General features: G+C 62.8%; 10 protein-coding genes. 1 reads left to right on the top strand and 9 read right to left on the bottom strand.

Translation table 11 applies throughout. The features are described 5' to 3' along the window. Positions 1-30: 30 nt before the first annotated feature. The 8 genes from BMW76_RS03990 to ugpQ all read right to left on the bottom strand — a co-directional run bounded on the left by BMW76_RS03990 (position 31) and on the right by ugpQ (position 10,146). Entirely contained in the window at positions 31-1,386 is a 1,356-nt protein-coding gene (locus BMW76_RS03990) for a sigma-54-dependent transcriptional regulator (RefSeq protein ID WP_090863210.1), read from the bottom strand. A 40-nt stretch (positions 1,387-1,426) separates the two neighbouring features. Beyond that, positions 1,427-3,550 (bottom strand): sensor histidine kinase, encoded by a 2,124-nt coding sequence (locus BMW76_RS03985; RefSeq protein ID WP_090863207.1) that lies wholly within the window; start codon positions 3,548-3,550, stop codon positions 1,427-1,429. Positions 3,551-3,553: 3 nt separating this feature from the next. Continuing rightward, complete coding sequence (locus BMW76_RS03980) at positions 3,554-4,834, bottom strand: dicarboxylate/amino acid:cation symporter (RefSeq protein WP_090863205.1); 1,281 nt, start codon at positions 4,832-4,834, stop codon at positions 3,554-3,556. A gap of 383 nt (positions 4,835-5,217) precedes the next feature. Then, complete coding sequence (locus BMW76_RS03975) at positions 5,218-6,291, bottom strand: ABC transporter ATP-binding protein (protein ID WP_090863202.1); 1,074 nt, start codon at positions 6,289-6,291, stop codon at positions 5,218-5,220. A 14-nt stretch (positions 6,292-6,305) separates the two neighbouring features. After that, positions 6,306-7,145, bottom strand: coding sequence for an ABC transporter permease (locus BMW76_RS03970; RefSeq protein ID WP_090863199.1), 840 nt, complete (start codon positions 7,143-7,145; stop codon positions 6,306-6,308). Beyond that, complete coding sequence (locus BMW76_RS03965; RefSeq protein WP_090863196.1) at positions 7,142-8,083, bottom strand: ABC transporter permease; 942 nt, start codon at positions 8,081-8,083, stop codon at positions 7,142-7,144. Before BMW76_RS03965 ends, BMW76_RS03970 begins: the two co-directional genes overlap by 4 nt. Positions 8,084-8,203: 120 nt before the next feature. After that, positions 8,204-9,310, bottom strand: coding sequence for an ABC transporter substrate-binding protein (locus BMW76_RS03960; protein ID WP_090863193.1), 1,107 nt, complete (start codon positions 9,308-9,310; stop codon positions 8,204-8,206). 71 nt (positions 9,311-9,381) lie between these two features. Further along, entirely contained in the window at positions 9,382-10,146 is a 765-nt protein-coding gene (gene ugpQ, locus BMW76_RS03955) for a glycerophosphodiester phosphodiesterase (RefSeq protein ID WP_090863190.1), read from the bottom strand. Between the two features lie 311 nt (positions 10,147-10,457). Between ugpQ and BMW76_RS03950 the strand changes: the two genes are divergently transcribed. Beyond that, complete coding sequence (locus BMW76_RS03950) at positions 10,458-11,231, top strand: DeoR/GlpR family DNA-binding transcription regulator (protein ID WP_090863187.1); 774 nt, start codon at positions 10,458-10,460, stop codon at positions 11,229-11,231. A gap of 178 nt (positions 11,232-11,409) precedes the next feature. On the opposite strand, the gene lipA is transcribed toward BMW76_RS03950, so the two are convergent. Beyond that, entirely contained in the window at positions 11,410-12,399 is a 990-nt protein-coding gene (gene lipA / locus BMW76_RS03945; protein ID WP_090863184.1) for a lipoyl synthase, read from the bottom strand. Positions 12,400-12,402 lie beyond the last annotated feature (3 nt).

Here is a 12,402-nt window from a genome sequence, read left to right as displayed (position 1 = left end):
GCGCACCCGCCATCAGCAGAACCTCCCGCTTCAGCGCTCCCCTTCGCCACGCACAGTCAGGCCATAACGCTTGATCTTCTCGTAGAGCGTCGCCTTGCCGACCTGCAGCCTGTCTGCCGCAATCGCAACGGCGCCGCCCGTCTGCTCCAGCGCCTCGGCGATGACGGCGCGCTCGAACTGCTCGACGCGCTCCTTCAACGGCTGTGTAACCGACGTAAGTGCATCGTCGTCCGTCGCCGCCGTATCGTCGCCGACGCCCAGCACGAAGCGATCCGCCGCATTGCGCAATTCGCGCACGTTGCCGGGCCATTCGCGCTGCATCAGGTTCGTACGCTGCCGATCGGTGAGAATCGGCGCGGGCCGTTGATAACGCACAGCGGCGTCGAGCAGGAAATGTTCGAAAAGCGGCACGATGTCCTCGCGCCGCTCCGACAGCGGCGGCAGCGCGATCGTCACCACGTTGAGCCGATACAGCAGATCGCGCCGGAACGTGCCCGCCGCGACGTGCCCGGTCATGTCGCCCTTCGCCGCCGCGACGATGCGGCAATCGACACGTATCGGCTGGTTCGATCCGAGCCGTTCCAGCACGCCGTCCTGCAGCACGCGCAGCAGCTTGACCTGCAACGCGAGCGGCATGCTTTCGATTTCGTCGAGAAAGAGCGTGCCACCCGACGCGTGCTCCAGCTTGCCGATGCGCCGCTTCGCCGCGCCCGTGAACGCGCCCGGCTCATAGCCGAACATCTCCGATTCGAACATCGGCTCGGGCAGCGCGCCGCAGTTGACGGCAAGAAACGGCTTGTCGCGACGCGGCGACAACTCGTGCAGACTGCGCGCGATCAGCTCCTTGCCCGCGCCCGTATCGCCGTTGATCAGCACGGAAGCGTCCGTCGGCGCGACGTTCGCGATCAGCTTGCGCACCTGCTCGATGGCGGGACTGCGTCCGATGATGCGCGGCGCAAGCGTGCCCTGCTCCGCGAGTTCGCGGCGCAGCGCAAGGTTTTCGAGCACCAGCGTGCGGCGCTCCAGCGCGCGGCGCACGGTTTCGATCAGCCGTTCCGACGCGAACGGCTTTTCAATGAAGTCATACGCGCCGTCGCGCATCGCCTGCACGGCCATCGAAATATCGCCGTGCCCGGTGACGAGAATCACGGGCACATCGGGCACGCGCTCGCGGCATTGCGCAAGCAGGTCGAGACCGCTTGCACCGGGCAAGCGGATGTCGCTGACGATCACGCCCGAAAACTCCGCGTTGATCAGCCGCGCCGCCGATTCCACCGACGCGTGCCCCACCACTTCGAACCCCGCGAGCTGCAGGCTTTGCACGCTCGCGCGCCTCACGAGTTCGTCGTCTTCGATATAGAGGACCTGCACGCCCTTGTTCACCATGTTCCCTACCAATCTAACCATCCGTTGAATCTGCGCCGAATCACGAGCCCGTCGTGACGGAGTCCGCGATATCCGTTGCCTGCGCGCCCGCGCGGCGCAGCGTCAGCACGAACGCGGCGCCGCCCTGCGCATTGTTGCGCGCGATGAGCGAACCGCCGCAATCGCGCGCAATAGACGAGCAGATCGCAAGCCCAAGTCCCAGCCCCTGGCCCATTTCCTTCGTCGTGAAGAATGGCTCGAAAAGCTGCGGCAGCACGTCGTCGGGAATGCCGGGACCATTGTCGCTCACGGTGATCGTGAGCAACGCCTGAGCCGTCTCCACGTCGATCGCGATGCGCGGCGCCGGCGCGCCCGCCACGGCGTCGAGCGCATTGCCGAGCAGATTGATCAGCACCTGTTCGAGCCGCAAGTCGTCGCAATGCGCGACCAGTTTCGGATCGTCACGCTCGACATCGAGCCGCACGGGCGCCGCGCCCTCGTCGATCAACGAGATATCGACCGTCACGCCTTGCAAGCGTTTCTGCAACAGCGTCAGCACGTTGCGCAGCGCCCGCGCGACGCCCGCGCGCGCATTGCGCGGACGCGCACGGCCGACGAAGAGCTTCAGCTGATTCGTGATCTTGCCCATGCGCTCGGTGAGCGCGGCGATCGCTTCGAGGTTGTCTTTCGCCGATGCATGGTCGCCGCGTTCGAGAAACACGCGCGTGTTATCGGAGAAACCGCGCAACGCGGCGAGCGGCTGATTCAGCTCATGCGTGATGCCCGCCGCCATCTGACCGAGCGCCGCGAGCTTGCTCGCCTGAATCAGTTCGTCGTGCGCGGCGCGCAGCTCCTGTTCCGCGCGCGTGCGCTCGCTCACTTCCTTCTTCAATTGCTCGTTTGCCTGCGACAGATCGGCGGTGCGCTCGGCGACGCGCTGGTTCAGTTCGGCGTAGGCCTTCTGCAACAGCGCGCGGCTGCGCATCACTTCGCGCACGCGCGTGCGGCGCATACGCCAGTAAAACAGCAACAGGCACAGCGACACATACCCGAAGCCCGTCACGATCGTCGCGTAACGCGCGTCTGCATTGACGGGATCGATGGGCGCCATCGTGATGAGCCGCCAGTCCGGCTCGCCGATCGCGCGCGTCGACGCGAGAAAACGCGGCGCATAGCGTCCGCCGCCGATGCGCACGATCTGCGCACCGCCTTCGAGCGTACGCACGACCGTCATCGGCAGCGGCGCGATCGGCTGACGCGCGTACTGGCGCGTGTCGTAGATCGACGCGATCACATCGCTCGAAAGCGGCTTGACCGTGTGATATTTCCACGCAGGCACCGATGACAGAAAGATCACGCCATGATCGTCGGTGACGATCAACGGTTCGGACGCATCCGCGCCCTGGAACCATTCGAGATTCAGCTTGATGACGGCAACGCCCACAATCTTGTTATCGCGTCGTACCGGCTGCGAAATGTAGTAGCCCGGATCGAGCGATGTGGTGCCGATGCCGAAGAAGCGTCCGACCTTGCCCTTCTCGGCCTCGACGAAATACGGCCTGAACAGATATTCCTGGCCGATGAAGCTGTCGCGCTCATTCCAGTTGCTCGCCGCCACGCAGCGGCCCGCCGCCGTGATGATGTACGCGACATTCGCACGGGCGCGGCGATTGAGGTCTTCGAGGTATTGATTGGCGCGCGCGACGTTGTCCTCGTCCGGTGTCACGAGCACGTCCTGCACGAGCGGATGCTCGCCGAGCAGATAAGGAAGCGATTCGTAGCGCTCGAGCGTGCTTCTGAGCGCGTTCGTCGTGCGATCGGCGCGCACGGCGGCGTTGCGCCGCAGCGTATCGATGCCATGCTGCCACGTGATGTTCCACGTGAGCCCGCAGGCTGCCACGAGCCCGGCAACGAGCGCGAACAGGATCAGCAGGCGGCGCGTCACGATGGCGGAAGTCGTTCGATGGGGATCGCCTATTGTGGCATATCGCGTTGCATCGTCGCTTTCGTCGCGTGCATCGCGTTCGTTGAGCTGGTCGAGCCCATCGACTCCATCGCACGCATCGAAGCCGTCGGGCGCCTCGGCGCCCGCAAGACCATCGGATGCATCAGGCGGCGAGTCATCGGGCGCTGCCGCATTCGTTGCGAGCGGCGCCGCGTCATGTTGCCGCGGCGCCGCCTTCATGGCTCAGACCTCAGCCGCTTCGGTGACGGACACATCCCGACTCAACGCGGCGCGCAGCTTCGAGCGATCCAGTTCCTTTTCCCATGCCGACACCACAACCGTCGCCACGCCGTTGCCGACAATGTTCGTCAGCGCGCGGCATTCGCTCATGAAGCGGTCGATGCCGAGAATCAGCACCATGCCCGACAGCGGAATCGTCGGCACGACGGCGAGCGTCGCGGCGAGCGTGATGAAGCCTGCGCCCGTCACGCCGCTTGCGCCCTTCGACGTCAGCATCGTCACGGCGAGCAGCGTCAGTTGCTGGCCCCACGTGAGGTCGGTGTTGGTCGCCTGCGCGATGAAGAGCACAGCCATCGTCATGTAGATGTTGGTGCCGTCGAGGTTGAACGAGTAGCCCGTCGGCACGACGAGACCCACCACCGAACGCGAGCAGCCGAGCTTTTCGAGCTTCAGCATCAGTTGCGGCAGCGCCGCTTCCGACGAGCTCGTGCCCAGCACGATCAGCATCTCTTCCTTGATGTACGCGACGAAGCGCAGGATGTTGAAGCCCACCATCCGCGCGATGATGCCGAGCACGACGACCACGAACACGATCGACGTCAGATAGAACGTGCCGATCAGCTTCAGCATCGGCAGCAGCGAGCCGATGCCGTACTTGCCGATGGTGAACGCCATCGCGCCGAACGCACCAATGGGGGCGAGCTTCGTGATGATGCCGACCATGCCGAACAGAATGCTCGACAGGCTTTCGATGAAGCTCGTCACCGGTTTGCCGCGCTCGCCGATATGCGCGAGCACTGCGCCGAACAGCAGCGCGACCAGCAGGATCTGCAGGATTTCGCCTTGCGAGAACGCCGACACGAGCGTGTCCGGAATGATGTGCATCAGGAAGTCAACCGTCGTCTGGCCATGTGCCTTCGCGGCATACGACGCAACTTCCTTGCCGTTGAGCGTGGCGGGATCGACGTTGAAGCCGACGCCCGGCCGCAGCAGGTGCGTCGCGGCCAGGCCGAGAATCAGTGCGAACGTCGAGACGATTTCGAAGTACAGCAGCGCCTTGCCGCCCACGCGCCCGACCTTCTTCATGTCTTCCATGCCGGCGATACCCGTCACGACAGTACAGAAGATGATCGGCCCGATCACCATTTTGATGAGCTTGATGAAGCCGTCGCCGAGCGGCTTCATGTCGGTGGCGAGCGACGGATAGAAGTGCCCGAGCGCAATGCCGATGATGATCGCGACGATCACCTGCACGTAGAGGACTTTATAAAAGGGTTTCTTCACGATGGTGTTCCTGCAATGGAGTAAAGCCAGGGTGGACCGAAGGCCGGCCACGTAACGCATGAGGTACGGTCAGACGTTCGTCATGCGCGGTGAACAAGCCCGCGACAAGACGACGAAATCAGAGGGACCAGAACAGGAACTCGGGCATCGTTGTCTCCTATCGACCAGAGTTGGCGCGTGAGCGCGTTACTCTGCTTTGTAGTGGATGGGCCATTGCGGCCGCACGTCTACTTCGCAAGGTCGATGCCAGCGCCCGCAACGGGCATAGCGCATTGATTTACAAGGCCATTTCGCGTTGACGATAAAACGATGCTTCCGGGTTTCCGGAAATCCGGAATGTGGGCGTCCGGATTCCCGAACGCCCTTATCGACAGAACCCAGGGCTAACCCTGAACCCCTTCTTCGAGCACGAGCAGGTTCTCATGCGAGAAACCGAGCGCAACGGGCTGGCCGCGTTCGGGCAAACGGCGGTTCGGATCGTTGAAGATGTCGAGCGAAATCACTTCGTCCTTCACGCGTGTCCGGATGCGCACGATCGCGCCGAGGAAGCTCACCTCTTCGACCGTCGCCGTCAGCGTATTGCGACCCGCGGCGGGCGCTTCGAGCACGATCGCCTCGGGACGCAGCGCGAGCATCCGCTTCTTGCCTGCATCGCCGACGGGCAGCGTTTGCGTCGTGCGCAATTCCTGGCCGTCGACGGCCATGCGTCCCGTCGACGGATCGATCACATGTCCCGACAGGATGTTCAGCGTACCGACGAACGACGCGACGAAGCGCGTGCGCGGATAGTTGTAGATCTCGAGCGGCGTGCCGACTTGCTCGACGCGCCCCTCGTTCATCACGACGATGCGGTCGGAAATCGACAGCGCCTCTTCCTGATCGTGCGTGACGAAGATCGACGTGATGCCGAGCTCGCGTTGCAGCGCGCGAATGTCCTGCCGCAGCGAAATGCGGATCTTCGCATCGAGCGCGGAGAGCGGCTCGTCGAGCAGCAGCACTTGCGGCTTGCCCGCGAGCGCGCGCGCCAGCGCGACGCGCTGCTGCTGCCCGCCCGACAGTTGCCACGGATAACGTTCGCCGAGATGCGGCAGCTTGATCAATTGCAGCATCTCGTCGACGCGCTGTTTGATTTCGCTCTGCGGACGATGCGCGACCTTGAGCCCGAAGCCGATGTTCTCGGCGACCGTCATGTTCGGAAAGAGCGCATACGCCTGAAACACCATGCCGACCTTGCGCTGCCGCGTGCGCAGATGCGTGACGTCGCGGCCGTCGAGGCGGATCGTGCCGCGCGTCGGCGTCTCGAAGCCGGCGATCATGCGCAGCACCGTCGTCTTGCCGCAGCCCGACGGCCCGAGAAACGTGATGAATTCGCCGCGCTCGATCTGCATGTCGAAGTGATGCAGCGCCATGTTTGCGCCGAATGTCTTGTGCAGGCTGTCGATTTCAAGAAACGCCATGACGGTGCCTCGAATTAGGGCTTTTGCGCAGCGAGCGTGCGCACGGAGCCGAACACCTGGATCAGCCCCATCGACGCCCACGTGACGGCAAACGCGATGATCGCGAGCGCAGACGGCTCGTAGGCGCGGTTTGCGCCGATCAGTTGCAGATACGGACCGAATGCCGGACGGTCCAGCAAACTCGCAATCGTGAACTCGCCGATCACCACAGCAAAGGTGAGAAACGCACCGGACAGAATGCCGGAGCGGATGTTCGGAAAGATCACCTTGAAGAGAATGGTCGGCCAGTTCGCGCCGAGGCATTCGGCTGCTTCCGTCAGCGAACGGATGTCGACGGCGCGCAGCCCGGCATCGACGGCGCGATACATGTACGGCAGCGACAACGTCACATAGCCGAACACGAGCAGCAGATCGGTCGCGCGTTCGTTCGACGTCAGCGGCAAGATCGAGCTGCTGTTGTAGATGCGCAGATACCCGAACACGATCACGATCGCGGGAACGACCAGCGGCAGCAGCGTGATGAACTCGACGATGCCGCGCAGCTTCGGCAGACGCAACTGCACCCAGTACGCAGTCGGCACGACGAGCAGCACGCCGACGACGATCGTCAGCAACGCCATCAGAATCGAATAGCCGAACGACGCCTGAAAATGCGAGTCGGAGAGCACGACCTGGTACGCGTCGAAACTGTACGTGCCGCGCCGCATGCGCAGACTGAATTCAAAAGTCGCGAGCAGTGGAATCAGGAAGTACAGGGAACCGACGATCATCGCAGTCCATGCGCCAACACGCGACTGCGCGTTCGATTGTGCGTTCCTTTGCGTGTGCGATCGGCTGCCCGATTGCGTGCTCATCTGCGCCCCCTTTCGGCGCGCGAACGCAGCCAGATATAGCCGCCGTTCGACAGCCCCGTCACCAGAATCATGCCGAGTGCGAGCGCATAGCCGAGGTTCTGGTTGTGCAGCACGTCGCCGCGAATCTGTGCGTAGAGCAGGATCGTCACGATGTTCAGCGAGCTGCCCGTCAACGCATACGCCGTCGCGACCGCGCCGAACGAGTTCGCGAACAGCAGCAGCGTCGCGCCCAGCACGCTCGGCCACAGCACGGGCAAGGCCACATAGCGCCAGTACTGATACGCGGTGCCGCCCAGGCAATCGCACGCTTCGCGCCACTCGCGCTTGAGGCCGTCGAGCGCGGGCGTGATGATCAGCACCATCAACGGGATCTGGAAATACAGGTAGGTGATCGTCAGGCCCCAGAAGCTGAGAATGCTGAAGCCCGTCGAATAGAGATTGATGCCCGTGTACTTTTTCAACAGCACCGTGACCAAGCCGACGCGCCCCAACGTGCAGATGAATGCGAACGCGAGCGGCACGCCCGCGAAATTCGAAGCGACGCCCGAGAACGTGAGCAGCGTCGGCCGAATCCAGCCAGGCAGCCTGCCATGCACGGCCGCCCATGCGAGCAGCGAACCGAGCACCGCGCCGCCGAGCGCCGATGCCGCGCTCACCTTGAAGCTGATCCAGTACGCGTCGAGCGTGCCTTCCTGGAACAGGTCGCGCATGTTGGCGAGCGTGAAGTGGCCTTGCGCGTCCTGAAACGCGCCGACCATCAGAAAGCCCGTCGGCAGAATAAGGAACAGCAAGGCGAAGACGAAGAACGGCATCACGCCGATCCATGTCCATAGCGGCGACGACCGGCCCGGGCCGTCGACCTTCGGCGCGGGCGCCGGCACGGACGGAACCATCAGGTCCGCCTGACCGCCTGGCCCGGCTTCCGATGAAGCGCTCATCAACTTACCCTCGCTCACCCTCGAACAGACACGCTTGCCCTGTGTCGCGTGACATCATCGCCGTCGCGGCAGGCGATGCGGGCGGCGCAACGCGGCCCGCATCGCAACGTCATGCTGCGCTTACTTGACGTTCGCGCCGACAACCTGGTCCCACTGCTTCGTCACGACGTCCTTCGTCGCGTCCTGTTGCTGCAAGGTCGGGAACACAGCGCTCTTGTACGCGGACGCGGGCGGCAGTTTGTCGAGCAGCGTCTGTGGCACCTTCTTCTGCGAGACCAGCTCGTTATAGCGGATCGGATGGCAGTAGCCCGTCAGCCAGCCTATCTGGCCTTCGTCCGAATACAGGTATTCCATCCACAGCTTCGCCGCGTTCGGATGCGGCGCGTACGCGCTGATCGCCTGCACGTAGACGCCTGCGACGACACCCGTCTTCGGCACGACCACGTGCACCTTCGGGTTGCCCTTCAGCGTGTCGCGGTCGGCGAGCGCGTTGTAGTCCCAGCGCACGATGATGGGCGTCGTGCCTTGCGCGAGCGAAGCCGCCTTGCCGATCACGGGAACGAAGTTGCCGCTCTTGTTGAGATCGGCGAAGTACTTGAGGCCAGCCTGGCCGGCCTTGCTTGCGTCGCCCTTCGCGACGGAGAGGCCCGCTGCGTACACGCCCTGGATCGCCTGATTCGCCGAGCGCGGATCGCCCGCGAGCGACACGGCGTTCTTGTAGTCGGCCTTTTGCAGATCGCTCCAGTCGGTCGGTACCTTGTCGATCATGTCCGCGTTCACTTCGAACGCGAGCACGCCGTAGTAGTCGCCGTACCAGTAGCCTTCGGCGTCTTTCGAATCGTCCGGAATCGACTTCCACGTCGACACCTTGTACGGCTGCAGCAGACCTTGCGCCTTCGCGGCGGGACCGAACGAAAGACCGACGTCGATCACGTCGGGCGCCTGCGGACCCTTGTTGCCCTTGTTCGCCTTGATCGCTTCGATCTCGTCGCCGGAGCCCGCATCCGGATTCAGCTCGTTGATCTTGATTCCGTACTTCTTCTGGAATGCCGCAATCATCGGGCCGTAGCCGCACCAGTCGTGCGGCAGCGCGATCACGGTGAGTTGCCCCTCCTGCTTTGCGGCGGCAACGAGCGCATCGGAAGGCGCCGCTACCGCATTGCTCGCGGCCGTCACGCCGGCCAGCGCCGACATCGAAAGCAAACAACGTAACGTGGTCGGTTTCATGGTCTTCTCATCCTCTGCCGAAAATTGCTACGTTAGGAAAACGGGTTATCGACGTCTGTGTCTCTGCACACTTAGCTGACGACGTCCTCGCCGATCATATCGAGGCGATCGGTACAAATCATGTCGACGCCCCACTTCGCGAGTTCGCGTGCGCGCGCCGGATCGTTCACCGTGTACGCGAGCACGCGCAGCCCGGCATCGCGCATCGCGCGGACGTTCTGCTGGGTCAGATGCCTGTGGTTCGCATGCAGCGAGACGCACGCGAGTTCGCGCGCGATGCGCAGCCAGTCGCCGGGCAGTGCATCGAACAGCATGCCGCGCGGCAGCGACGGCACGGCATCGCGCGCGGCTTTGAGCGCGTCGAACGAGAAGGAAGAAAGAAGCGGCTTCCGTGCGCGCCACAAGTCCTTCGCGGCGAGCGCGACGAGACGCCCCGTGATCTCGTCGCGGCCCGGACAAGGTTTGATTTCGATGTTGGCTGCGATCGCTTCGCGCTCGCAGCGCGCCGCCACTTGCGCCAGTGTGGGAAGACGTTCGTCCTTGAAGCGCGCATCGAACCACGCGCCCGCATCGAGCGATGCGAGCTGTTGCCACGTGTGTTTCGCAGCGGGGCCGCGGCCATTGGTCGTGCGGTTGAGATCGTCGTCGTGCAGCAGAAAGACTTGATTGTCGCAGGAGAGCTTCGCGTCGAACTCGATCATCCTGTAGCCGAAACGGATGCACGCGTCGAAGCCTGAAAGCGTATTCTCCGGCGCCAGCTTGCCGCCAATTCGATGCGCGACGAGCCGTTGATAAGGCCAGTCTGCGGATAGTGCCTGATCGATCCCGTTGCTCATCGTGTGTGCCTTCACAATGATCTGATGGAACTGCAGCCTGCGTGGTGCGCCCGTCGATTGTGACGGCTTACCTTATTCTGAGGATCGCGAATGTTTGGTTTGTTTCAAGTCGGGCGCAAATGCCTCAGAATGCGAAGGCTAAATACAAATACCCAAACTTGCAAGCTCCCAAAAAAGTACAACCCAAAAGTACACACGCATCACGTCGTTATGCGCTTTGACATCGGTCCGACACAATGGATTGATAGTCATCCCGTACGTAGAAACGCGGCAGTCGCGCAACCTCAAAGAACAGGCGAGGAATATCACGCATGTGGCAGGAAGATCGTCATCAGAGAATACGCGCGCTGCTGTCCACACTCAATCGCGTATCGACGGAGCGCATCATGGCGGACCTCGGCGTATCGCGAGAAACGGTGCGGCGCGACCTGCTCGATCTCGAAGCGCTCGGCGAACTTCGGCGCGTGCATGGTGGCGCGATCAAGCCCGCCGACGAAGCGCCCATCGCCGAGCGTGCGCAGACACATGTGAAATCGAAGAAGGCCATTGCAAAGGCCGCGACGAATGTCGTTACAAGCGGACAGACGCTCTTCATCGACGCGGGCACGACGACCGCGGCACTCGCCGACGAACTCGCGAAGCTTGCGAACCTCACCGTGATCACCAACTCGATCGACGTCGCGATGAAGATGCGCGGCGCGCCCGAGCAGCGCGAATCGTGGGCCAACGAGGTCATTCTGTTGGGCGGTTCGATCAGCGACCGCGCGTTGTCGACGACAGGCGATACGACCATTCTCGACATCCAGCGTTATCGCGCGGACATCGCGCTGCTGTCACCCGTCGGCGTCGACCCGAAGTATGGTGCTACGAACTATGACCGCGCGGAAACGGAAGTCGCGCGCGCGATGGTCGGCAACGCGGACAGCGTCGTGATACTCGCGGACTACAGCAAGGTCGGGCAGCATAGCCGCATCGCGTATTGCGCGCCCGAAAAAATCGACCTGCTGATTACCAACCAGAAAGCGGCGGACGTCGCGGCATTTGCGCAATTGAAGCGCAAAGTGGGCAGGGTGATTCTCGCGTGACTTTGCAGTTGGTCCCGTCCGGTTTCGTGTCGCGTAACTTTGCCCAGTTGTATTTTTGTGCGCTTTGAAGATCGCGCCTTCGCAAGGTGTTCGCGCACGCCGCTGTGAACCGCGTCACAACAAAAAGCCCGCATTTGCGGGCTTTTCTGCTTCAACCGTTTTCTACTACAGCAAGCGTTCAGACCACGCCGGCATCGTGCGCCTGCACATCGGCGTGATAGCTCGAACGCACCATCGCGCCGACAGCCGCATGCGTGAATCCCATCTTGTACGCTTCTTCCTCGTACATCTTGAACGTGTCGGGATGCACATACGCGCGCACGGGCAGATGATGTTCCGACGGCTGCAGATACTGGCCGATCGTCAGCATATCGACGTTGTGCTCGCGCAGATCGCGCATCACCTGCAGGATTTCTTCTTCCGTTTCGCCGAGACCGACCATCAGGCCCGACTTGGTTGCGACGTCCGGATGCAGCGCCTTGAAGTCCTTCAGCAGCTTCAGCGAATGCGCGTAGTCCGAACCCGGACGCGCTTCCTTGTACAGACGCGGCACCGTTTCGAGGTTGTGGTTCATCACATCGGGCGGCGCGGCATTCAGAATGCCAATCGCGCGATCGAGACGACCGCGGAAATCCGGCGTCAGGATTTCGATGCGCGTTTCCGGCGACAGCTCGCGCGTCTTCTGGATGCATTCGACGAAGTGCGCCGCGCCGCCGTCGCGCAAATCGTCGCGGTCCACGCTCGTGATCACCACGTACTTCAGCTTCAGCGCGGCGATCGTGCGCGCGAGATTGCCCGGCTCTTCGGGATCGAGCGGATCGGGACGGCCGTGGCCGACGTCGCAGAACGGACAGCGGCGCGTGCACTTGTCGCCCATGATCATGAACGTCGCGGTGCCCTTGCCGAAGCATTCGCCGATGTTCGGGCAGCTCGCTTCCTCGCACACCGTGTGCAGATTGTGCTCGCGCAGAATCTGCTTGATCTCGTAGAAACGCGAATTGCCCGTCGCCGCCTTTACGCGAATCCAGTCGGGCTTCTTGAGTTTTTCGATCGGAACGATCTTGATCGGAATGCGCGCAGTCTTGGCTTGTGCCTTCTGCTTCGCGGTTGCGTCATAAGGCGCCGGAGTGGCGTTGGAAGCGGCGGGATTGGCGGTAACGTCAGTCATTCG

This window comes from Paraburkholderia diazotrophica, assembly GCF_900108945.1.
In the GTDB taxonomy this organism is placed as follows: Bacteria; Pseudomonadota; Gammaproteobacteria; order Burkholderiales; family Burkholderiaceae; genus Paraburkholderia; species Paraburkholderia diazotrophica.
The sequence above is the reverse complement of the archived record's forward strand: the minus strand, read 5'-3'. Positions and strand labels throughout refer to the sequence as shown.